The 22,058-nt window shown below is 71.4% G+C and carries 21 protein-coding genes; 5 read left to right on the forward strand and 16 right to left on the reverse strand.

All coding sequences use genetic code 11. From position 1 onward, the window contains the following. Window positions 1-140: 140 nt before the first annotated feature. From Aco03nite_RS49470 to Aco03nite_RS49545, 16 genes are all read right to left on the reverse strand, one after another. Window positions 141-1,013 carry a hypothetical protein gene (locus Aco03nite_RS49470; RefSeq protein ID WP_203809651.1) on the reverse strand — a complete coding sequence of 291 codons (873 nt, stop codon included), beginning with the start codon at window positions 1,011-1,013 and terminating at the stop codon, window positions 141-143. A gap of 23 nt (window positions 1,014-1,036) precedes the next feature. Continuing rightward, window positions 1,037-1,387, reverse strand: coding sequence for a hypothetical protein (locus Aco03nite_RS49475; RefSeq protein ID WP_203809653.1), 351 nt, complete (start codon window positions 1,385-1,387; stop codon window positions 1,037-1,039). 65 nt (window positions 1,388-1,452) lie between these two features. After that, window positions 1,453-1,974, reverse strand: a complete 522-nt coding sequence (locus Aco03nite_RS49480) for a hypothetical protein (RefSeq protein ID WP_203809655.1) — start codon at window positions 1,972-1,974, stop codon at window positions 1,453-1,455. A 112-nt stretch (window positions 1,975-2,086) separates the two neighbouring features. After that, window positions 2,087-2,518, reverse strand: a complete 432-nt coding sequence (locus Aco03nite_RS49485) for a DUF3085 domain-containing protein (protein ID WP_203809657.1) — start codon at window positions 2,516-2,518, stop codon at window positions 2,087-2,089. A 96-nt stretch (window positions 2,519-2,614) separates the two neighbouring features. After that, window positions 2,615-3,679, reverse strand: coding sequence for a hypothetical protein (locus Aco03nite_RS49490; RefSeq protein WP_203809659.1), 1,065 nt, complete (start codon window positions 3,677-3,679; stop codon window positions 2,615-2,617). 268 nt (window positions 3,680-3,947) lie between these two features. Then, window positions 3,948-4,859, reverse strand: coding sequence for a DNA-processing protein DprA (locus tag Aco03nite_RS49495; protein ID WP_203809661.1), 912 nt, complete (start codon window positions 4,857-4,859; stop codon window positions 3,948-3,950). Window positions 4,860-5,162: 303 nt separating this feature from the next. Beyond that, on the reverse strand, window positions 5,163-5,696 hold the full coding sequence (locus tag Aco03nite_RS49500; RefSeq protein ID WP_203809663.1) for a hypothetical protein: 534 nt from the start codon (window positions 5,694-5,696) through the stop codon (window positions 5,163-5,165). Between the two features lie 254 nt (window positions 5,697-5,950). After that, window positions 5,951-6,232, reverse strand: coding sequence for a hypothetical protein (locus Aco03nite_RS49505; protein ID WP_203809665.1), 282 nt, complete (start codon window positions 6,230-6,232; stop codon window positions 5,951-5,953). Between the two features lie 102 nt (window positions 6,233-6,334). Then, entirely contained in the window at window positions 6,335-7,132 is a 798-nt protein-coding gene (locus Aco03nite_RS49510) for a hypothetical protein (RefSeq protein ID WP_239146080.1), read from the reverse strand. A 426-nt stretch (window positions 7,133-7,558) separates the two neighbouring features. Continuing rightward, window positions 7,559-8,428 (reverse strand): replication-relaxation family protein, encoded by an 870-nt coding sequence (locus tag Aco03nite_RS49515; protein ID WP_239146081.1) that lies wholly within the window; start codon window positions 8,426-8,428, stop codon window positions 7,559-7,561. Between the two features lie 216 nt (window positions 8,429-8,644). Continuing rightward, window positions 8,645-11,143: a type IV secretory system conjugative DNA transfer family protein gene (locus Aco03nite_RS49520; RefSeq protein ID WP_373872699.1), complete on the reverse strand. Its 2,499-nt coding sequence runs from the start codon at window positions 11,141-11,143 to the stop codon at window positions 8,645-8,647. Window positions 11,144-11,242: 99 nt separating this feature from the next. Beyond that, window positions 11,243-13,015, reverse strand: a complete 1,773-nt coding sequence (locus tag Aco03nite_RS49525; protein ID WP_203809669.1) for a VirB4 family type IV secretion system protein — start codon at window positions 13,013-13,015, stop codon at window positions 11,243-11,245. Beyond that, window positions 13,012-13,932, reverse strand: coding sequence for a PrgI family protein (locus tag Aco03nite_RS49530; protein WP_203809735.1), 921 nt, complete (start codon window positions 13,930-13,932; stop codon window positions 13,012-13,014). Before Aco03nite_RS49530 ends, Aco03nite_RS49525 begins: the two co-directional genes overlap by 4 nt. Before the next feature lie 38 nt (window positions 13,933-13,970). Next, entirely contained in the window at window positions 13,971-14,882 is a 912-nt protein-coding gene (locus Aco03nite_RS49535; protein WP_203809671.1) for a TrbL/VirB6 family protein, read from the reverse strand. A 7-nt stretch (window positions 14,883-14,889) separates the two neighbouring features. Next, window positions 14,890-15,270, reverse strand: coding sequence for a pilin (locus Aco03nite_RS49540; protein ID WP_373872700.1), 381 nt, complete (start codon window positions 15,268-15,270; stop codon window positions 14,890-14,892). A gap of 480 nt (window positions 15,271-15,750) precedes the next feature. Next, entirely contained in the window at window positions 15,751-16,632 is an 882-nt protein-coding gene (locus Aco03nite_RS49545) for a hypothetical protein (protein WP_203809673.1), read from the reverse strand. 719 nt (window positions 16,633-17,351) lie between these two features. Here Aco03nite_RS49545 and Aco03nite_RS49550 point away from each other — a divergent pair. From Aco03nite_RS49550 to Aco03nite_RS49570, 5 genes are read left to right on the forward strand one after another with little or no spacing between them, the layout of a single operon-like run. Beyond that, a complete protein-coding gene (locus Aco03nite_RS49550) occupies window positions 17,352-18,239 on the forward strand; it encodes a hypothetical protein (RefSeq protein WP_203809675.1) in 888 nt (295 codons plus the stop codon). After that, entirely contained in the window at window positions 18,232-19,227 is a 996-nt protein-coding gene (locus tag Aco03nite_RS49555; protein WP_239146082.1) for a TRM11 family SAM-dependent methyltransferase, read from the forward strand. The genes Aco03nite_RS49550 and Aco03nite_RS49555 overlap by 8 nt, the downstream gene beginning before the upstream one ends. Beyond that, complete coding sequence (locus Aco03nite_RS49560) at window positions 19,224-20,096, forward strand: adenine nucleotide alpha hydrolase family protein (protein ID WP_203809677.1); 873 nt, start codon at window positions 19,224-19,226, stop codon at window positions 20,094-20,096. The genes Aco03nite_RS49555 and Aco03nite_RS49560 overlap by 4 nt, the downstream gene beginning before the upstream one ends. Continuing rightward, window positions 20,093-20,653, forward strand: a complete 561-nt coding sequence (locus Aco03nite_RS49565; protein WP_203809679.1) for a DNA cytosine methyltransferase — start codon at window positions 20,093-20,095, stop codon at window positions 20,651-20,653. Before Aco03nite_RS49560 ends, Aco03nite_RS49565 begins: the two co-directional genes overlap by 4 nt. Window positions 20,654-20,696: 43 nt before the next feature. Beyond that, window positions 20,697-21,470 (forward strand): hypothetical protein, encoded by a 774-nt coding sequence (locus Aco03nite_RS49570; RefSeq protein WP_239146083.1) that lies wholly within the window; start codon window positions 20,697-20,699, stop codon window positions 21,468-21,470. Window positions 21,471-22,058: the final 588 nt, after the last annotated feature.

Here is a 22,058-nt window from a genome sequence, read left to right on the forward strand (position 1 = left end):
CGATGACATGACAAAGGCCCCGCACCGCGAGGGGCGGTGACGGGGCCGAACAGAAGGTGCGGATCAGGGGAATGCCGAGGTCGTGACTGCCTGGCGGGTGTTCAGGAGGGGCTGCTCGGCCGTGACCGGCAGCCGGGTGGTCAGCTGTCCGTGGTGGCGGGCTGCGGTGGGTAGGGCGGCGTGCCGTCCGGTGCCGGGTCCAGGCGGATGCGGGCGGGGTCGACTTCGGTGAGGGCGTACCCCGGCACCTGCGGACCGCCTTCCTCGCCCAGGCGTAACAGCTGGTAATACGGTGCCCGGAAGTCATCGATCACCACGTACAGCTGGTCGGGTGCGGCGTCGTCCTCGGCCCATTGCGGATCGGTGATCAGCACTACCGAGCCGGTCACCGGCATCGTCGACGTGCCGTCTTCGGGTCTCCAGTGGGCGTCGACGATCGCCACTGCCCACCGGTGCGGGTCGAACCGTTCGCCGCTGGAGTGACGGTGGCCGTCGAGCAGGGCGTCCCAGTGTCTCTGGAGGTCGCCAGGGGTTTCGCCGGTGTCGGGGCCGCCGATCCAGGCCATCCCGTAGGCGTCGGCGTACGCGTCGGGGACGCTGAACCGGTGCGATGGGCTAGCGGTATCGGCGGGTAGCTGCGGATATCGCCAGCTGGTGTCGAGCAGCCGAGTGAGGGTAACGATGTCTCCCGGGTGTGCGGTCCAGTCCTGTGGGCCGGCCAGGGTCATGCCGGGCCGGTGTGGTTGCGGTGGGGTTTGGCGGCAGGTGGGGCACGGCTGGCCGTCGATCATGCCGGTTGCTGCGCAGCCGGTGCAGGGCCGCCAGTTGGTGGGGTCCGTGCGCGGGTCGTAGTCGGGATCCCAGGCTCCGGTGTACCCGCCGCCGAGCCGGTAGCGGTCGATGACGCCCGGCATGAACACTCTCATCGGCCCGGCCAGATGAGCGTTGATGGTGGCGGTGGTGGCGGTAGCCGGGACGAGCACGGCCACTAGGAAGTTGCTGCGTGAGGTCATGACAGAGTGCGGTTCCTTCGTGGTCAGGGGTTGTTGCGATCGAGGTCGCCTGGGATGGGGTCGCTGGAGGTACGGCTCTCCCAGAGCAGTTCCAGCGCTAGGGGGCCGGCGTCGTCGATCGCGTTCGCGACCATCGTCTCGGCGGCCTCGGCGGCGTCATGGGCCTGCCCGGCGGTGACATCGCAGCGGAATGTCATGGTCACGTCGACCGTCCACTGTCTGCGCAACGGCGGTTCGACAATCGCGATCAGCAGCTGGTTGGCCACGTCGATGGCCAGTCGGCCGTCAACGGTCATCGCCCGGAGCCGGTGGCGCAGTGACCGCCGGAACTCCTCCAGTTCCAGCTCGGCCGACGGCACTACATCGGGCCGCACCGGAGTACCGGCGGCGGGCGCTGAGCTACTCGCCGGATGATCAGATCGCGGGCCGTTCGGATGGGTCACGAAGTGCTCCCGGCGGTGAGGATCCGTCCGGCCGCGGCGAGGAGGTCGGTGAGGCCGCCGTGGGTGGCGGGGACCGGGCCGTTGGCGAAGACGGGGATGCGGTGGACGGTGGGGTAGGGCCGGTTCTGCCGTCGCACGATCTCGTACCGGCGGCCGTCGGCGTCGAGGGCGTCCAGCCGGCGGCTGGGGCACAGTTCGTCGAGAGTGGCGTGCAGATCGTGGTAGAGCACTGCGCACAGCAGGACCTGGCTGCCGGTGGACCGGTCGTGGCCGGCGCGGCTGTGCAGGGCTGCGGCGAGCTGGTGCAGCTGGTCCGGCAGCGGCAGGTCGCGGGCCGCAGCGCTGCGGGTCTGCAGTGGCAGGGTGATGATCTGCAACGACGGCTTGGCGGAGGTGGTGTCGCGACGGTTCACGATGACCAGCGGCACCGGTGGGCGGTCCCAGCCGCGGCGGTGGGCGTCGGCTTCGATGGCGAGCAGCCTCTTGGTGAGACGCTCGACGGTGTGGTGGGGCAGCACGCGCGAACGGTCCTTTTCTGCGATGAGTGCGGTGCGGGTGGGAAATGCCGCGCTGCGGGCTCGCGTGAGCGGGCCGGCTGAGGGATCGCGGGATGGCGGAGATGGCCGGTGGTCATCGGCGCTGGTCCTGGCTGACCCGAAAGGTGATCTGGTCGGTGGTGACGTTCAGCACGAACCATCGGAAGTCGCAGGCGTGGGCGCGTTGCAGCAGGGTGAGCAGCTGGCCGTCGTCCAGCGCGAGGTGCTCGACGAAGTCGTCGTGCCCGACGGCGCTGGCACCGAGTGCGTGGCGGTCGCTGTCGGGCCCCCAGCCGTCGGCGAAGACGACCACATTGCTCGCCTGATCGTGCGGATCGGTCAGCAGCGCCGGGATGCCGTTGGACATCAGGTACGTGCCCGAGTCGGCGACCCAGGTCAGCGCCGGCGCGCCGCTGGTCTGCCCGGCCGCGACCTCGATGAGGCTCGGCAGGTTGTCGTCGGCGGCGGTGGCGTGTTCGGCCAGCCGCAGGACAGCGGGCAGGTCGAAGTACAAGTCGATGGTCATGAGTGGTGTTTGTCCTTCGTGCAGGTGTGGTGAAGGGCCGGGGTGCGCACGCTTGTCGGCGTGGCACTCCGGCCCTTCATCGGTGTGTGGGGTGGGTCAGATGGCCTGGTAGGTGGCCGGTTTCTCGGCGATGATCCGGGCCTGGCCGTCGTTGGCCAGCTTCGCCAGTGCGTTGGCGACCGAGCCGCTCAACTGCTTTTTCGGCCCCTCGCTGGCCTCGGTGATCGCCTTGCACATCTGGCTGACCTTGAACGTCTCGCCGGGGTTGTCCGTCAGGATCTGCAGGACTTCCGCACGCAGCTGCCCCGCAGGCCGTCGCGGCTTCTCCTCTCCCCCGGCGGCATCCTCGGCATCCGCCGACGGCGTGACGGCAGCCTGCTCGACTGGTTCGGACGGTGCGTCGGCCACTGCCAGCGGCTCACCGGATGAGCTGTCAGCGCTCGGCCCTTCTGCGGCCTCACCGGCGTCGCCCGGGTCTTCGGTGGCGAGGCCGGGGGCCGTGTCGCTGGTGGAGACGGGGCCCTCGTGGAGCGATGGCCCATCCGCCGTTGCCGTGGAGTCCTCGTCGTCCGGATGCGGTGTCTCGGTCGTACCGGCCGCGTCACGGTGCGGCGTCTCGGTGACGTCCTCGGGAGCGTCGTCGCTGGTGGAGTCAGCTGGGGTGTCCTCCGGCTCCGGCTGGAGCTCAGCCGCTGCCGCGATGACGGCTTCGGCGGTGGGGCCGGTTTCCGGCGATGCCTCCGACCGTCCGGTGGCGGCTTCGGTAGTCGTCGGCTGCTCCTGCGGCATCTGGCCGACGTCAGCCAGCGCGGAGGTGGCGTTGTCGCCCTCATCGGCAATTCCGGTGACGGCCTTCGCCTCGGTGTCGACCTTGGCCGGGGTCTCGCCGGGCAAGGCGCCGTCGGGGGTCAGCAGTTCGGCGGTTCCGGCGTCCGGAGTCACCGCGGCGGCCAGCACCCCTTTGGGCGTCAACGTCCACAGAGCCTTGCCGGCGCTGTCGGTCGTCCGGGCGGCCAGCTCGTCGGTTTCCAGCTGGCGCAGTTTCGGGGGAACGGTGGAGTAGCCCAGCCCTGCCTTGCCGGCGATGGCGGAGGGGGTGGCTTCACCGAGGATCGCCAGAGCGGTCAGCACCCGGTGCAGGGCACTCATCGTGTCGGACATACGTATTTTTCTCTTTCCTTCGCCGCCGGTTGCTTCCGGCGGAGTCGTGGAGCTGCCGCCGGAAGGACGGCAGCCGGGAAGCCGGATTGGCTGGTGAGCGCCGTTTCAGCCCTGAGATTCAGCGCCTGCCGGCCTGCCCGGCCTGGTCTGTCCGGCGGCATGCCATGGACGCTTCGCCGGGCGGTGGAGTCAAGTCACCGCAGACCGGCTGCGCTGATCACGGCACTGCCGCGCCGGAGATGTCACGGCCGGCGGCCGGTCTGCGGTATCAGAGCGGCTTGGTCAGGTGGGCGAGTACGTCGGCGGCGCTGGTGACCAGCCGGTAGAGGGGTCGGCGCAGCAGCTGGTGAGGGCCGGACGAGAGGGCCGAGGTGACCGGGCCTGGCACGGCCATCACCGGCCTGCCGAGCCCCGCCGAGGTTTTCAGCGTGACCAAGGCATTGCTGTCCTGGGCAGCCTCGACCAGCACGCTTCCGCTGGTCAGTAGACCGATCAGCGCCATCCGTGCGATATGCCGAGCGCGAGTGGGATGCGTGTCCGGCGGGTACGGGCTGACCAGCACGCCCTTCTCGGTGATCCGGTCGAAGAGGGCGTTGTGGCCGGCGGGGTGGGGCCGGTCGAGGCCGCCGCCGAGGACCGCCACGGTCACCGCGTCCTGGGCGAGCGCAGCGCGGTGCGCAGCGGCGTCGCAGCCGAACCCGCCGCTGGCGACGACCGTCCATCCTCCGGCGGTGCAGCCGGAGGCGATCTCGGTGGCCACATGGTTGCCGTAGCTGGTCGCGGCCTTCGAACCCACGACGGCGACGCTGCGCTGCAAGGCGGTGGCCAGCGGGGCTGTGCCGTGGACCCACAGCGCTAGCGGTGGCTGCCGGAAACCGGTGGGCGGGACCGCGTCCAGGTTGGCCGGCCAGTCCGGGTCGCCGGGAATGACCAGGCGCTGCAGGCCGCGGTGCAGGGCGGAGAGGGCGTGGCGTACCCGGTCGACCCGGCCGGGGACGTGGGCCTGCTCGTCGGCGGTGAGTCGCCGGTAGGTGTCGACCGCGCCGTGCTGCCGGACCAGGGTCCGCACGGTGGGGTTGCCGTAGGCGGTGAGGGCGGTCAGCCCGGCCAGGGCGAGCCGGTCGTCGCTGTCGGCGATGGCGAGGCGCCCTCGGTAGGGGGTGGCCGGAGACTTATTCATGCGGATTCCTCCAGATCGGAGAGATAGGAATCCGGGCACGGCTGATCGGCCGTGCCCGGAGGTGCGCGGATGCGCGCTCAGGCCGGGCAACGGCCAGGTTTAGGAAAGGAGAGTGGCGGCAGCTGATCCGGTGGCGGCCAGTGAGACCGGCGGTCTTGATCGGCTCCGCACGCGGTGCCAGCGGCGGATGTCCCCTGAAGGGCTTCGAGGGTCCGGTCACCTCGGGGTGCGCGGCAGTGTGTTCAGGGAACCGGCCGGTTCAGCAGCGCTGTGGGGTTACAGCAGGTCGCCGTGAGAGCAGGGTCAGCTGCTGGCCCAGCCGAAGAAGAGCCAGCCGTCGGGTTTCGTCTGCGCGGCCAGTTCGGCTGCGTTCCTGGTGACCGTGAGGTGGGCGACCTGGACCGGGAACCTGTTGTTCGGCTGGTATCGGTTTTCCACCCAGCCGCTGGCCACCGTCTCGCCGTCGGTGATCAGGTCGCGGGTCCGGGCGATGCGGGTGATCCGCTCCAGGTCATAGGGGATGAGGGTGCCGATGACGGAAGCGGGAATGTCGTCGACGGCGACGGTCCGGTGATCGGTCTTGACCGGGATGGCTCCGGCCGGTCCCCACTTGTCGTCGATGCGGTGATCATTGGTGTCGAGCAGGTGGTTGGCGTGGTCGCACGCCTCGTCGTAGGTCATCAGCGTCTGGGTGACTATCACGTAGCTGTACTTTTCGGCGAGCGTGCCGGTGTAGCCGCCGTGGCCGTATTCGTACCGGGCGTCGCGGCATGCGGCGTTGAAGGCGGTGTCGGCATCGGCACCGTCGTGGTAATTGGTGAAGGTCGTTGCACCCATGTGGTTTTGGTGTCCTTTCGAGGGGTTTGCGTCGGCGGTGGCTGTTCAGGGTGGGGTCCGCAAGTCATGTGTCAGCACCGGGGGACATTCATGGCTGTTGACGAAGAGGGAAAGGGAGGCCGTTGCGCCGGCCGAGGCGGGATGTCTCCCGCCCCTGGCCCGGGGCGCCCGGCGGATCACCTCTGTCCGCGTGACAACGACTTCCCGGAGGTCGTCCTCTTAGCGATGCCGTCCTCCGGCGGTGGTGGGGTGACTCAAAGCGGTAGAACGAGCATCTGCCGGTGGCCTTTCGCTGGTTCCAGCGCGCGGAGCAGGCGCCGCCACTGATCGGCCTGACCTCGCAGGAAGGCTGCGGCCTCGTGGTGTTCACGGGCGCGCGCCGGGGTGCCGTGAGCGGTCTCCCACAGTTCGTCGCCTTCGTGGCCTCGCACGTCCTCGTCGTTGACTTCGTGGGCCCGGCGTAGGGCGTCAGCCAGCGCGGCGACATCGTCGGCGGGCAGGCCGGCAGTGAGCAGCGCGGCGGCGATGTCGGTCACGGTGTCTTTTCTCTGATCAGGTGCCGGTTACCGGTGGGGCGACGGGGTGAGGCCCGAGGGCCGAGCGCCGGGAAGGCACCCAGCCCTGCGGGCGGCGGGTTTCTACAGGGACAGGGCGAGCAGCCGTTGCTGGGGTGTGACGCCGTGTAGGTAATGGCTGGCCTGGTTGAGGAAGGTGACGCGGTCGGGGGCGGTGTCGCTGGCCGGGGCCAGCAGGTTGCCGTCGCGGGTAAGGACCGCGTCGCCGGTGACCGCCGCCGCTGCGCTGTAGTGCTGGTAGGCGGCGGGCCCGGCCTGGTACATGTCCAGCTCGGCGAGGTCGAACGCCTCGGCCGGCGGGCGGTTGATGTTGTGGAGTTCGACGGCGAGGACCCGGGGCTGTCGCCGGAAGTCGTCTTCGGCTTGCTGGCGGGGGTAGCGGTCCGGTTCGCTCAGGTGCCGCCGCAGGTATACCGGCCAGCTGTGCGCGGGGCGGGTGCCGTGGATGGCCTGCTGCCACAGCTGGTGGCGCACGCCGGCGGCGAATCCCGCCGCTTGGCGCATGCCATCGAGGTTGAGCAACCGGACTGGGCCACCGGCGCAGTAGGCGGGCTTGCCGGCCCGGAACCCGAACAGCTTGATGCGCTGCAGGAGCCCAGCGGTGGTCCAGAACCGGGGCAGCAGAGTGCCCCGGACTTTCAGGTGCTCGCCGAGCTGTCCGGAGGCGATGGCCTCACTGGGCAGGGTGTCGGGTACGCAGACGACCATGGTGCGGATCGTCGGTGCGACCGTGGCCTGCGTGGTGGGAGCCGGCTTCGCCGACCGGTTACCGGTCGAGGTGCTCGATCGGCCGCCGTGGGCTGTGGGGTGGGGCACGCGGCTGCCGAAGCGGGTCAGCGGGGTGCCAGAAGCGTTGGCCATACGGAACTCCTTCAGGGGTGTGATGCGCCGGAAGGCGCGCGACAAGGACCGGCCCGCGTGGTGCGGGGCGGCAGTGCCAGCGGGTTGGGGGGCGGGTGGTGGGTGCGACCGTCGGAGGGTCGCCGCTGGGGGCTGTTCCTGCTGCCGACCGGCCGGAAGGCGGGTGGGCGATGCAGGGTTGCCGGAGGCGCGGCGAGCGGTTCCGTGGTGGGACCGACCGGGTGGTGCGATATGTGAGGTGCTGTTGAAGCCGAAACGGTACGGCGCTGCTCTATCCACCCCGCCCGCGTGATGGAACCCGCGGGACTGGTGTTGACCTGCGGGTATAGCGCGAGGCGGGGAGGAACGGGCAGCGGTGCCGGGCCGGTGGACAGAAAGGTGGTTCTGTCCACCGGCCGTCCTGGCGGGTACTCGACCGGGTCTGGGTCAGCTGCCGCTGTCGCCGGGAGGGCCAAGGTCGACGGAGGATGCCGAGCCGGGCAGTTCGTGCAGGCGCAGCCGGGGGCCGGGGTCGCCGGGCAGGGCCCAGACCGGGCCGGCCGGGTCACGGGAGTGCACGGCGGTGGCGACCGGGAGCGGGAGCCGGACGCCGGCGAACAGGCGCAGCAGGTGGGCTTCGCGGCGACGGTCGGGCAGCCAGAGCAGCAGCGGGTAGCGGACGTCGCGGTCGGCGGCGAGCCGTTCGTACTGGCCGAGTTTCTTGACCACCCTCGACAGGTCCTCGCTGCCGGTGTCGTACTCGAGGAAGAATCCGACGGTGGTGTCGCCGGTGCGCCAGATGCCGTGCCCGTCGGGCCGGATCTGGCTGGTGGCCGACCGGAAGACGGTGGTGGCGTGCTGCTCGGACCACCAGCGCAGCAGTTCGCTGTTGCCGTCGGGGCGTTTCGCGGACGCGTGCAGGTCGATGAAGAACTGGTTCACGCCGGTCAGGTGCGCCAGTCGTGGGCTGCGGATGATGCGGGTGCGCCGCTCGACGTGGGTCTTGGGCGCTTTCGCTGCGGGGTTGTCGGGGTCGGTGTAGGCGCTCGGGTGTAGCAGGGCGCCGAGCGGGCCGAGGGTGTAGCGGTAGGAGCCGGTCTCGGTGTCGGTGCGGGCGAACGCGAACCGGGAGACCGCGCCGATGCGGTACAGCTGGATCAGCCGTTTCTGAGCGGCGCGGCGGGTGGTGAACAGGGCGTCGGTGATCTGGTCGGTGGTCAGGACGTAGTGCTCGGCGAGCCAGGACAGCAGGAGCCGGTCGCGGTCGGTGAGTCTGCGGACGGCGGCGAGGGGATCGGTGGCGGGGTTGGGGGGCACGGGTGAGCACACTCCAAGGGGTGAGGAAGGGAACCCTCCGTGAGGGAGGGAGTCTTCGAGAGCAGGCCGCCCGGCTGGCGCCGTTGATCGGCCGTGTGCGGCCACGATGGCGCAGGCCATGAACCCGCAGGGCGTTCGTCGAAGGACGGGGCGACGCCGGGCTGAACGCCGAGGTCAACCACCGCCCCAACGCCCTCGTCTTTCTGGCACGGACAGTCAGGGTTTGGTGCCCTTGGGGCGGCGTTGCCGGCCTCGTTCCGGCCGGTCCCCGCTCGCCTTGGCCGGTGGCGTGGAGAGGTTGCGGACGACCTGGTCGACCACGGAGCTGTCCTGCACGGGGGTGCGCTCGGCGAGCCGTCGGCGGATCTCGTCGGCCTCGCCGACGAGCGCCCGCGGTGGCCGGGTCTTCATCGTGAACGCGGCGGTCTGCCGGCCACCCGCGACGAGCCGACCGGCGGCGGTGTAGGCGTCCAGGTGTGCCAGATCGTGCTCGTCGAGTTCCGGCAGCGTGTGCCGGGCCAGTACCCGGGCGTCCTCGGGCGCCACCGAGAAGTAGATCTTGTTTCTGGCGTTGGCGCTGGTCGCTGCGAGGAGCTCGCGGGGGAACTGGGCCAGGTCCTGATGCGCGAGGGTCATGCGCATCCGGTATTTGCGGGCTTCGGCGAGCATCGTGTCCAGGCTGCTGGCCAGGGTGAGGAAGTTCTGGCACTCGTCGAGGTAGACCGAGCAGTCTTTGCGCTGGTCGGCGGGGATGGTGGCGCGGGCGGCGGCGGCCTGCCAGACCCGGGCCAGGATCAGGGAGCCGAGCAGCCGGGAGGTGTCCTCGCCGAGTACGCCTTTCGGGATGCGCACGAGCAGGACGCCGCCGTCGAGGACCTTGCCCATGTCGAAGGTGGACTTCGGGTACCGCATCGTGCGCCGCACGAAGTCTCTGAGGAGAAAGGCACGCAGGCGGGCGAGGACGGGCCCGATGACCTGGGCGCGGACGCTGTCTCCCATCGAGTCGTACCACTGCCAGAAGCCGGCCAGGCCGTCCGGGTCGTCGAGGTCGACGATCATCTCCGACCGGAACTGTGCGCTGTTCAACAGCGGTGGGATGTGCTGGAGCGTGACGTTCGGGTGCCGGAGCAAGGTCAGGCAGGACACCCGCATCACGTCGTCCATCCGCGGCCCCCAGGCCTTGGAGAAGATCGATCCGAAGATGGAGACGAGGTTGTCGACGACCAGGTCGTGGTCGTCACCTTCCAGGGGGTTGAGGACCGGAGGGTTGGGCTGGTCGGGGTCGAACAGCACGATGCGGTCGGCCTTGCTGGCGGGGATCCGGTCCAGGACGTCGAGGACGAGGTCGCCGTGCGGGTCGAGGACGACGGTGCCGCGGCCGGCGTTGATGTCGTCGATGATCATGTTGGCGAGCAGGGTGGTCTTGCCGGAGCCGGTTTGTCCGACCATGTGGGTGTGGAAGCGGGCGTCGGCGACCGACAGCGCCACCGCGTGGCCGCCGATCTCGGCGTCGCCAAGCACCGTGGTGCCCCGGCCGCCGGACGGCACGCCGACCGGCACCGGCATGGACTTGGCCCGCGCGCGGTCGAGGCCGGGGACGGCCAGATCCTGCGGCAGCGCGGCCAAGACCGACAGCTCGGTGGTGTTGGTGAGGAATCCGGCGCCGAGCCGCCGCGCGGCGAGGACCGGGACGGGGCGGGGCAGGCGCTGGTGGCGGGCGAGGGTGTTGCGGCCGGCGTGGACGGCGTAGGAGGAGCTGATCGCGTCGGCGATGTTGCGGACCCGGCCTTCGGCGGGGGCGCTGCCCCGGCCGCCGGTCTTAGCGACCGCGTAGCGGATGCCGGTCTGCCACAGCGGCTGGCTGGTCTTGTCGAGCACCAGCCGCACGTCACGGGCCGTACCCGGATCCTGCACCGCCGGGCTCCGGCCCGTGGGAGACCGGTGGCCCTGGCCGGGCAGGAACACCGACAGGATCTCGCTGATTAGCGCGCCCGGGTGGAAAGCTGGTGTACTACCGCCGGTGCGCAGGCTGCGAGCGGCGCGGCGGGCGCGGCGGATCCGGGCCGGGGCAGCGGGCCGGGTGAGGACCTGCACGACCGCGTACTCGTCGTGTTTGAGCTGGGCACCGGCGGCCATCAGCGCGCGCAGCGGGTCGGCGGCGTGGTCGGTGTTGATCGGCAGCCACTCGGGCTGGGTGATCAACAGTTGTCCCCCGGCGGCGGAGGCCACCTGGTCGGGGATCGGGTCGGTGGCCGGTGCGGTGGTGGTGGCGGTGCCGGGCCAAGCGGCGCGGATGGCGGCTTCGACGGCGCCGTCGGCGACGGTGCCGGGCACCCAGACGCTGATCTGTAGGTGCCGGCCGGTCCAGGCGTACTGCCAGGCCAGGTGCGGTGCGCCGTAGAGCCACCGGCGGCGGCCAGCCGGCCGGAACAGGCCGTGCAGATTGGCCCACAGGGCTGCCGCGCCGGCCGGTGGGACCTGGGGCGGGACGGCGATGGTGATCTGCCGGGCGCGGTGGGCGTGGTGGCTGTGGCGGATGTCGGCGAGCACGTTGCGCCCGGCCACGTAGGCCACGAGCCCGGCGGCGGCGATGGCGGCGACGACGGCGAGCAGCCACGGCCGGTGCACCACCAGCTGGACGGCGTCGGACAGCCAGACGACACCGGGCGGCTCCGGCGGTGGCGTGATCGGTGCGGGAACGGCGAGAAGGAACACGGTGACCTTCGCGAGAGACAGAAAACGGCGGCGTTCCCACCGCGGTGTTGCCTCGCGGTGGGAACGCCGCCGTCGGCGGACAGAAAGAAGGTGAACTTGTCAGGCGTCGTCGTCGAGGTCGTCGACCTCGAATCCCGGGGAGGTCGACGCGAGGGCGTCCTCGGCCGGGGAAGCGATGACCTCGACGGCGGTCCGGTTGGTGCCGGAGATCAGCAGGCCCTGTCCGCGGCGGGCGGTCAGCAGCATCCGTCGTTCCCCGGCGGTCAGGCCGAACGCGTCGCCGACGGCGTCGATGGCCTGCGGTGCCTGCCGCAGCAGGATCTGGGTGGCGGCGTTGGCGACGACGGCCTGGCCCAGGTCGGTGGACAGCACGTCGGCGGCGTCCTGGGTGGCCACGGTCAGCCCGGTGTTGCGTTTGCGGCCGGCCTTGGACAGCCGGAACAGGAACTTCGCGCCTTCGCCGTCGCGTAGCAGCAACCAGGCTTCATCGACAATGACGAGACGCTGCGGCGCGGGCCCACTGGCGGGTGGGGTGTCGACCTGCCGCCAGATCGTGTCCAGGGCGACCAGGGTGCCGATCGTGCGGAGTTCGTCGGGCAGGCGGCGCAGACTCCAGACGACGAGGTGCCCGTCGGGGCGGGTGGTGGTAGGGCCGTCGAACAGCTGCGAGTAGCTGCCGTGCACCCACGGGGCGAGGCGGGCGGCGAGCTGGCCGGCGGCCGGGTCGGTGTCGGCGGACAGCGTGGCGGCCAGGTCTTTCAGCAGCGGGGCGGGACGCCGGTGGGTGGCCGGGTCGGCGGTGATCCCGGCGGCGCGATAGACGGCGAGGATGGCGCGGTCCAGCGCCGCTTTCTCCGCCGGGGGCGGGGTGTGGCCGAGCAGCACCGCGATGAAGGTGTGCAGGAACAGTCCGCGTCGGGTCAGGGCGCCGGGGCGGGTGTCAGCGGCTGGCAGCTCGAACGGGTTGACCTTGACGCCGGGGGCGCCGAGCCGGACGACGGTGCCGTTGACCGCGCCGGCCAGCCGCAGGTACTCGTCTTCCGGGTCGATGATCGCGACCTGGACGCCCTGGTAGAGGTGCCGCAGCGCTTCCAGCTTGACCAAGTAGCTCTTGCCGGCGCCGCTGCGGGCGAGCACCACGCTGTTGTAGTTGTCCTGAGCGAAGCGGTTCCACCAGACGATGCCGTTGGAGCCGGGGTTGATGCCGTACAGGATGCCGCCGGTCTGGGGCGGGTCGCCGGGCAGCGGAGCGGGCAGGTCCGGTCCGGCGAACGGGAAGCTCGCGGCGAGGGCGTGGGTGTCCATGGTGCGGCGCATGTCCAGGCCGTCGTGCCCGAGGGGCAGGGTCGACGTCCAGCCGGCCAGATGCCGCCACGTGGCCGGCTGCACGTCCAGGAGAACGGACGCGGCAGCAGCCTTGACCTGCGCACACGCCTCGATGAGTTCGAGTTCGGTGCGGGCGTGCACGGTGGCGTAGATCGCGACCTTGAACAGCTTGCTGTCGCCGCGGGCGAGACGTTCGGCGAGGTCGGCGGCGTCCTCGGCAGCGGCGTCGGTGTACGGATCAGGCAACTTGCCGTTGACGGTGCTCGCCCGCCGCGACGATTCCAGGCGGGCCCGTTGCTTGCGCAGCCGGGCGGCGGCGAGCGGAGCGGGCAGCGGATCGATGTGCAGGGACAGATCGAGGCGGCCCGGCCAGGACAGCAGCGGTTCGAGCCAGCCGGCGCCGACCTCCGCGGGATAGCCGGTGACGACGAGGGTGGCCGCGTAGCCGTCGCCGACGCGCAGGTGGCGGGGGGTGTCCTCGACCGAGGACGGGGCGATCGTGGCAGCCACCCCGCTGTCGGCGGTGGCGGTGCGGGTGGGAGTCATGGGTGTCTCCTGTGTCGGCCCGGCTGGGGGCCGGTGATCACGGTGTGCGGGGCGGCGATGCCGCCGGGACGCGGCGGCCGGTAGGGGTCGGCCGCGGCGGCAAGGGCGGCGGTGAGGTCCGGGCCGTCGAGAGCGCGGCCGGTCACGCCGAGGCCGGACAGTTGCCGGACGGTGTCCTCGGCGCGGCGGCGGGCGGCGGTGCCGGGTTCGGCGCCGGTGCTGGCGGTGACCACGAGGACCTGCCGACGCAGGGGGTCACGGCGCACGGCGAGGTCGGCCAGGAACGCGGCGTGGTCGGCGCACGCCGCGGCGAGGGCGGGATGCGGCTGCCGGTGGGTGGCGTCGGCCAGCACCGCCGCGTGGGAGGCCAGGTCGACCGGCTGGGCGGACACCACGATCTGGGTGGGCGCGTTGAGGCTGTTGAGCCATCGGCCGAACCCGTCGATCAGCGCGGCCTGTTCGTCGCCGGTGCGCAGTTGCAGGTTGACGGTGGTGGCCGCGACCACGGCCGCGTGCGTGCCGGCCAGGGTGATCTGCCCGTCGTCGGCGATCGCGGCGGCCGGCAGCCGCAGCGGCGCCGGCAGCGGTGTGCGCCGCTTGACGGGGGGTTGTTCGACCCAGCCGGGCGCGGTCGCGGCGGCGACGTCGGTGGCCGACAATGCGGACGGTGCCCGGGTGTGGCGGACCGCGTGCAGCAGCCACACGTCCAAGGGGAGCCCGTCACGGCGCCCGACCGCGAGCCCGAACGCCAATCCGGCCAGGACGACCCCGGCGCCGACGAGTACCTCGATTGGTACCAGGCGATGCAGGCCCTGATAAATGCCGTAAAACGCCACGGCGGCGACGGCAAGGATCGCGAGCTGCCGAAACGTCAGCCCGTAGATCACCTTGTCGGGGGCGTCCACGTCCGCGGGCATCCGCCGCCGGGCCACCGCTTCGGGGTCACGCGTCGAGTTCACCGGCCGACTCCCGGAACGGGGACGCCGACGGCGCGGGCGGCCTGCTTCACGGCGGCGGAGCGCAGCACCACGCCGAGCACAGTGTTCTGCGATGCGGAGCTCATCACGTATTTCTTGACCAGTCCGGGAACCTTGACGGTCAGATAGAGCACCATAATCACCACCAGGAGGTTGGCCAGCGCCATCGCGGCGCCGGCAAGGCCGTTGAACATCGGCAGCATCGCCTCGGGGGCCATCAGCAGCCACGCGCCGGCTTGCAGGCAGAACGCCTGCAGCAGGGGCGTGATGAGACAGCCGCCGAGAGCCCGCCACCAGGTCCGGGCGAGGGGGTCGGTTTGCGGGAGGGCGTGCAGGGCCAGGGCCACCGGTGCGATCGCGGCGAGGACCAGCAGGATGGCGATGCGGGTCAGCAGCCCGAAGGCGGTGGTGGCCAGCAGGACGGCGACGACGCCGACCAACAGGGCCACCAGCAGCGGTGATGCCGGGTCCGAGCCGGCCACGTCGACGATGCGGCGGATGGCCGGAAGGGCACCGGAACGGTCGAGGTCGTCGACGCTGAACGCGCCGATGAAGGCGTTGGTCACCGTGATCGCCTGCGAGATGACCAGGGGCGAGAAGTGCGCGGCGATGAACCCGACGACCGCGCGGGGCAGCAGGTCCTTGACCTCGTAGCGGGCGCGTTCGTTGCCGCCGGCGGTCACCGTGATCGCGGCCGCGGCGGTGAACACCAGCACGAACACGGTGTCCACCACGACCACCGACCGGCTGTTCAACGCGATGACCTGCGGCAGCGCGGTGACGTCCGGGGTCCGTAGCAGCCCGGCCTGGATGAACTGCAGGACCGTGGTGAAGGCGTCGAGGAGGAACTCCAGGAGCCAGCCGACGATGCCGTCCATGACGAATTCCATGGCCGGGTCAGCCGCCGACGATGCCGCGGACCACGGTGAGCAGGACCGGCGCCAGGACGGCCAGGCCGTAGCCCACCAGGGCATTACGCAGGGCGGACTTGGCCTTCTCGACCTGGCTGGGATCGCCGCCGGCGGTGGCCCAGTACACCCCGGCCAGCACCGCGAACAGGGTGGCGACGGCGGCCAGGATGCCCATCAGCCACCGGCGCAGATTGGCCACCACGGTGGGCAGGTCGTTGGCCGCGAGAACGATCACGCCGGGGTCGGCGGACGCCGCCGTCGGCAGGGCAAGCAGGGTGGCCGTCACGGCGGCCGCGGAGAGGGTCAGGCGCAGCGCGATGCGGACATGACGGCGCCGGAAAAAGGCAGAGTGGGGGGTACCGGACAAGAAGCGGGTCACCTCCCGCCCCGCGCCCTCACCGGGGTGAAAGCGGGCGAGGCGCGGGGCGAACCAGAACGGGTGGGAGAAGACCGCCGCCGGGCAGCAGAACCCAGGGCTTGTCAGGTCACGGCCTGCTCGGGAGGAACGTGTCCTCCCTTGTCGGGTGGTAGGCGAATCGTTCGATGAGGTGTCAGCGCACCGACGGCGCGGCACCCGAGACGGCCCGTGACCTGCACGCCGGGACGCGAGGTGCCCGGCGGCGGACGCGGAACCCGCCGGCTCGGTGGCCGGTCGTTGTTCCGCATCTCGCTAATCCCGGCGGGACAGCTCTGCCGAACAGCCCCGGTTCTGTCCCCTGCTGTCCCAGAGCGCTGTCCGCCCGGGGCCGCCCGGCCACGATGACTCGTCCGTGGTGGGCACATGGAAAAGGGCCCCGGCGCTGGACAGCGTCGGGGCCCGGACAGTCCGGATGGAGAAGAGGGAGTGTTAGACGGCGACCGGCATCGGTGGGGCGAGCCGGTGCGTCAACGCGGCCAGGGCGGGGTGACGCTTCTTGGCGGCGAGCTCGGTGTCCGCCTCGGGCATCGGGGTGCCGGTCAGGCGCCCTTTCGCGAGCGCGACAGCGAGGCGTTCCCCGGCGCGGTCGAGGCGGCGGCGCAGACAGTCGACGGTGATACCCAGCCGGGCGGCGACCGGCTCGATCGCCTTGCCGGCCAGCCGGACGGTGATGAACGGTTCCTCGTCGTCGGGGTTGATGATCCGCAGCTGGGCGGCGCGGTGTACGAGCAGGTCGGGGTGTCCGTACGGGCGGCGCGGTACGCGCGGGCCGGCGGCCACCGCGTCGATGTCCTCGACCGGCTCGGCCGGGTCGGCCTGGGCGCGCAGCCGGTGGCCGGCTTTGAACGCGCCGCCGAGCAGCGCGGCGAACGGCGCTGGCTTGGCCAGATCGACCTTGCCGTCGAGGCCGGTCAGGAACCCGGTCAGGACCTCGGCGTCCATGTCCGCGGCATCCCCACGGTATCCGGCGGACAGGACACGAGCGTGCCGGCGCAGGCCGGGCAAGGCCATGCCGACTGCGGCCAGCCGCCACTGGCCACCGTCGAGGCGGGCCCGCAGGACAAGCTCGCGCCACACCGCGTCGCGGGCGGCTTCCTTGCCGGGGTTGGCCATCAGCCAGTCCCGCAGCACGGACAACGACACCGTCCCGGACGGCAGGCCGAGGTCGTGGCCGGCGGCGGCGGCGGACAGGGCGGCACAGTCCATGGCCAGGCAGGCCGGCGCGGCGGACAGGGCGGCGAAGCCCCACTCGGCGGCCTGCAGGTGCGACGCCGGAGCGGTGGACAGGGTGGTCAGGTTGGCGGTGGCCATGACAGCTCCCAGAGGAAGGAAGAGGGGGTGGACGCGACCGCGGATGGCCGCGGCAGATGCCGGCGGCGTGATCGCGGCGGCCAGTACGTCACACCCGGCTGTCCAAACCCTTGCCCTGCAGCTCACAGCCCCTGTCCACCGAGTCATGGCTGTTGTCCAGCGGTTCTGTCCACACCCTGCCCGGACGACAACCGTCACCCGGTGGCCACTGGCCACATCCTGTCCACCGGCGCCTGTCCGCTGGACAGTCCGGCCCCGATGCCAGGTCGTGTCCAGCAGTAAGGCGGGGCGCTGTCCCTTGGTGTGCCGACGCCGGGCGCTGCGGCCACGCCCGCCCGGGACAGAACGGTGTCCGCGCTGTCCCGGCTGGCCCGCGCCCGATGGACAGCGCCCTGTCCATCGGGCGGCGTCAACGGCTGGCCATCGCGGCACCACCCCGTGCCACGGCCAGGACACTTCCCGGGGGCGTTCTGGCTCGCCGGTGTCCCGGCTCTTCTGTCCACGCTCTGTCCGTGCAGCCCAGCCTGCTGGCCATGGCCATCTGTCCACCGCGAGTCGGCGCCCGGCAGCGCGTCCCACCGATAGGTATGCCGGACCCAGGCGGATTTCGTTCCCACGGCGGACAGAGGTGGACAGCGCGGTCGGCTGTTCGGATTCGCTGACCAGAGCGGATTAGGGAGACGTCAGCGCATCACGGCGCGGCGCGGAGCGACACCACCATGGGTACGCACTTCACGCCGAAGCCCGCCGCCACCAGCGGCACCACCCACGACGACTCCCCTCTGGGGTCGCCCGACCTGACCGGCGGCACCCCGCCGGTCCCGATCACCGTCTGGCGGACCGCCCGCACCACCGACGACACCCCCGGTGTCATCGGTGCCCGGCTGGCCGCGCGGATCGTGTCCGCCTACAGCCAGGCCGGCGAGGCGGTCGTCGACCTCACCGACGGCCACGCCCTCACCGCCGCCTGCGCCAAGGGCGGACGCCACCACCACGCGGCCGTCTTCGCCGAGACCGCGGTCACCGTCGCCGAGGCCACCGAACCGGCCGGCACCACCGCGGACCCGGTCACGGTGCCGGACGACGCTGCGGACGGCGACGAGCCGGACGGCCTCGACGGCTGGTTCGGTGACGACCTCACCGACCCGCTGCCCCCGTACACCAGCACCTCCGCCCCAGCCGCCGGAGACGGCCCGCCGGAAGGCCGCACCAGCCTGGTCGTGGCGAACTGGCCGCTGCACACCGAGCAGGTGAGCAACCAGGCCCGGCTCGCCGGGCTGCTGACCGGCTGTGGCCGGCTGCTGCGCCCCGGCGGCTGCCTGGTCCTGGTCGTCGGCGCCGGCGACCAGGTCACCCCGGTCCCGGAGGACTTCACCGGGGTGGTCGGCGCCGCCGCCGGAGCCGGTCTCGGCTACCTGCAGCACATAGTCGCGGTCACCGCGACCACCGACGGCGACCGGTTCACCTACTACGCCACCGGCGACGACCTGCTCGACCTGGCCGACACCGCGACTGCCGGCGGCCAGCACTGGTACCTGCACCTGCGGGTCAACAGCGACCTGCTGGTCTTCCTCGCCTGCCCCACCACCGGTGGTGCTCGTGCCTGAGCCCACCCCGCCGCAGCCGGCGGACGCCGGATACACCGGCCGGCACCGCGCCGGACCGGACGCCACACAGGTCGGCCCGGACGGCGAGGGCCGGCACCCGATCCGCGACGAGCAGATGTCGGTGTGGGTGACCGCGCAGCAGACCGGCCCGGTCCAGCGCCGCGGCCGGTACGTGCCGGAGTCGGTCAAACATCCCGCGCGGATGTTGCCGGCGATCGCCGCGCACGCCATCCACTCCTACACCCAGCCCGGTGATCTGGTGTTCGACCCGATGGCCGGGATCGGCACCACGATCGTCGAGGCGATCCACGCCGGCCGCGACGGCATCGGTGTGGAGTACGAGCCGCGCTGGTCCAACATCGCCGACGCCAACATCGCCCACGCGCTGCGCCAGGGCGCGACCGGCCGTGGCTCGGTCATCCGCGGTGACGCCACCCGGATGACCTACCTGCTGCCGACCGCGTTGCAGGGCCAGGTCGCGCTCGTGATCACCAGTCCGCCGTACGGGCCGGCCGTGCACGGACTGGTCACCCCCGGCGAGGGCGGGGTCACCAAGACCGACGCCGCGTACGGCGACGACAAGGGCAATCTCGCCTACCGGTCGGGTGGGCTGGCCGGGCTCGCCGCCGGGTTCACCGACATCCTGCGCGGGGTCGAGCAGCTGCTGCGCCCCGGCGGGGTGGCGGTCATCACCGCCCGGCCGTGGCGCAAGAAGGGCGAGCTGGTCGACCTGCCGTCAGCGGTCATCGCCGCTGGCGTCGACGCCGGCCTGGTGCCACTGGAACGGTGCATCGCGCTGCTCGCTGCGGTCCGCGATGACCAGTTCGTTGCCCGGCCGTCGTTCTTCCAGCTTGCGCAGGTCCGCAAGGCCCGCGCGAGCGGGGTGCCCATGCACCTCATCGCCCACGAGGACGTGATCATTCTCGGCAAACCTGACACATCCAGCGAAGGTGGTCGTCATGCGGCTGGGCCGGGGGTGGGCCGATGACCGCGCCCGCGTACCGGTTCCTGTCGCTCGGAGCCGGAGTGCAGTCGACCACCCTGCTGCTGCTCGCGGCTGCCGGGAAGATCGCCCCGTTCGACGCGGCCATCTTCGCCGACACCGGCTGGGAACCGCCGGAGGTCGTCGCCCATCCGGACCGGCTCGAAGGGGTAGCGGCGCAGGCCGGTATCCCGATCCGGCGGGTGTCGGCCGGCGACATCCGCGCCGACGCCCTCGACCCGTCCCACCGGTTCGCCAGCATGCCGCTGTTCACGCTGGGCCCGGACGGCGAGCGCGGCATGGCCCGCCGGCAGTGCACCTCGGAGTACAAGATCCGGCCGATCAAGAAGGAGGTACGCCACTGGCTCGGTTTTCCCGGCCGGACCCGGATCCCGGCCGGCACCGTCGCGGAGATGTCGATCGGGATCAGTCTTGACGAGATCGGCCGGGCCCGTGACTCCGACGTCGGCTACATGCGCAACGTCTTCCCGTTGCTCGACCTGAAATGGCGGCGGGAGGACTGTCTGCGGTTTCTAGCCGACAGCGGGTGGGCCTCGACACCGAGGAGCGCCTGTGTCGGCTGTCCCTTCCACACCGATGACGAATGGGCACGTATCAAGCAGGACCCGCGAACGTGGCAGGACGCTGTCGCGTTCGACGCGGCGATCCGGTCCGGATCGGCGCGGGCCAACGCGGACGGCCACCCGCTGCGCGGCCAGTTCTACCTGCACGCCCAGCGGATTCCCCTCGCCGAGGTGACGCTGCGGCCCCGCATGGAAGACCCGCAGCCGCAGCGGCCCGGCTGCGGCCCGTGGACCTGCCCGCACAGCGAACCGGCGCCCGCCGTGGCCGCCGGCGTGCAGGAGGTGGCGTGAACAATGAGCAGTTCCCAGCGCCGGACCTCCGGATCGGCTCGCTCTGCACCGGCTACGGCGGCCTCGACCTCGCCGTCGAGGCTGTCCTCGGCGGCCGGCTCGCGTGGTACGCCGAAACCGACCGGCACGCCCAAACCGTCCTCCGGCAGCGGTGGCCGGGCGTCGTCAACCACGGCGACATCCGGCACGTCGACTGGACGACGGTCGAGCCGGTCGACGTCCTCACCGCCGGTTTCCCCTGCCAGGACATCAGCAACGCGGGCCGCCGGGCCGGGATCACCGGGAAGAACTCCAGCCTCTGGAGCGTCGTCGCCCAAGCCGTTCGCGCGCTACAACCGGCGATCGTCCTCGTGGAGAACGTGGCCGCCCTCCGCAGCCGCGGACTCGACGTCGTCGTCGGTGACCTGGCCCAGATCGGGTACGACGCGCGCTGGGTTTGCGTACGCGCATCCGACATCGGCGCCCCGCACCGCCGAGACCGGTTGTTCCTGCTGGCTGTTCCAGCACACCGCGGCAGGCGGCGGGCCGCCGACCCTGCCGACACCGTGCGCCCGTGACGGCCGCGGACGCGGGCACCAGACCAGCAGCCTGCCCACCCTGTTGGAACCGGACGCGCCGTGGAACGGGCTGCTGCCCACCCCCACGGCCGCCGCGTACGGATCGAACAAGTCGATGTCGGCGGGCGCGTCCCGCCGGCCCGGCCTGCACCAGCTCAGCCGGCTGCTGCCGACCCCGACGGTGGCCGACAGCCGCAGCTCGGCCAACGCCACCGCCGGGCGCAGCAAACCCCTTACCGGGCATATCGGCTGCACACTGACCGACGCGGCACGGCTGCTGCCGACACCACGGGCCAGCGACACCGGCACCGAAGGCAGGCGCCCCGGAGCCGGATTCCGGCCTCCGCTGTCAGCGGTGCTGCTGCCGACCCCGAAGGCCAGCGACGGGACGAAAGGATGCCCGGGACAGAGAGGAAGCCACGGCGACCTCACCCTGCCCTCGGCAGCCGCGCAGGTGCCCTCAGCGACCGGTACCTACCGCTGGCCGGACTGTCCCGGCTGCGGGCCGGCCGATGCTGTCGGGCCGCTGGGCCGCCTCGACCAGGCACGCTGGGGCGGCTACGCGCAGGCGGTCGCCCGTTGGGAGGTACTGCTCGGTCGGGCCGTGCCCGATCCCACCCAGCCCGGCCGGCACGGACGGCCCGTCCTGGACCCACCGTTCGTCGAGTGGATGATGGGCCTCCGCCAGGGCTGGGTCACCGACCTGGACCTACCGCGCACCGGGGCACTGCGCGTGCTCGGCAACGGCGTGGTTTGGCAGCAGGCCGCGTTCGCCCTGCGGATTCTGCTATGTCCGCACCGATGGCCCGTCCGGTAAGCGCCGCTTATCACGACGGAGCCGTAGCCCGGCTCGGGCCGCCGCGGCTGCGGGGTCGGCACTGAGGCGCTTCACACTGACCTTCGCCATCGCTTAGCCCCTTACCCGGCCGGGGAGGCCCGCATGTGGCCATCCCCGGCCGGTGCACTCGGCGTTTCTCTACTCGCCACCGGCGAGGAGAAACCATTCCGCCTAGAAAGAATCGCGATTTCAGAAAAAGCGTGGCAACATGCTTGCATTTTCACGACGCCGGCCGGATAAAGAGTGACGTCAGCGGGACGGCCGTTACACGAGTTAGGAATATGCCGAATCAGCGTTTGAACGCACCGTGATCGGCGGCGGATTCCATGTTCGCAATCTTCAACGCCTTTAGAACTGCATCAAAGTTTGAGTGACGGAGATCTCGCGTAGACGTCCCAGTCGGCCAGGAGTGCTGTTGCCATACCATCCGGCGATACCACATGACTGCCCGACACGGCGCCCTGAAGACCGTGAAAAAGCGCACGTCAAATCGACAGGTTTCGCTCTTGAGGTATTCGATCGCGCCTTGACAAGATCGAGCCACATCACGCAAACCCATGGGGAGGG

Source organism: Actinoplanes couchii (assembly GCF_016862075.1).
Lineage (GTDB): Bacteria > Actinomycetota > Actinomycetes > Mycobacteriales > Micromonosporaceae > Actinoplanes > Actinoplanes couchii.

Coding starts and splice junctions, on each gene's coding strand:
- Aco03nite_RS49485 (WP_203809657.1), bottom strand. CDS start 2,518: ATGACCATCGACTTGTACTTCGACCTGCCCGCTGTCCTGCGGCTGGCC.
- Aco03nite_RS49530 (WP_203809735.1), bottom strand. CDS start 13,932: ATGCCCGCGGACGTGGACGCCCCCGACAAGGTGATCTACGGGCTGACG.
- Aco03nite_RS49490 (WP_203809659.1), bottom strand. CDS start 3,679: ATGTCCGACACGATGAGTGCCCTGCACCGGGTGCTGACCGCTCTGGCG.
- Aco03nite_RS49525 (WP_203809669.1), bottom strand. CDS start 13,015: ATGACTCCCACCCGCACCGCCACCGCCGACAGCGGGGTGGCTGCCACG.
- Aco03nite_RS49560 (WP_203809677.1), top strand. CDS start 19,224: ATGACCGCGCCCGCGTACCGGTTCCTGTCGCTCGGAGCCGGAGTGCAG.
- Aco03nite_RS49550 (WP_203809675.1), top strand. CDS start 17,352: ATGGGTACGCACTTCACGCCGAAGCCCGCCGCCACCAGCGGCACCACC.
- Aco03nite_RS49510 (WP_239146080.1), bottom strand. CDS start 7,132: ATGGCCAACGCTTCTGGCACCCCGCTGACCCGCTTCGGCAGCCGCGTG.
- Aco03nite_RS49535 (WP_203809671.1), bottom strand. CDS start 14,882: ATGGAATTCGTCATGGACGGCATCGTCGGCTGGCTCCTGGAGTTCCTC.
- Aco03nite_RS49470 (WP_203809651.1), bottom strand. CDS start 1,013: ATGACCTCACGCAGCAACTTCCTAGTGGCCGTGCTCGTCCCGGCTACC.
- Aco03nite_RS49500 (WP_203809663.1), bottom strand. CDS start 5,696: ATGGGTGCAACGACCTTCACCAATTACCACGACGGTGCCGATGCCGAC.
- Aco03nite_RS49495 (WP_203809661.1), bottom strand. CDS start 4,859: ATGAATAAGTCTCCGGCCACCCCCTACCGAGGGCGCCTCGCCATCGCC.
- Aco03nite_RS49545 (WP_203809673.1), bottom strand. CDS start 16,632: ATGGCCACCGCCAACCTGACCACCCTGTCCACCGCTCCGGCGTCGCAC.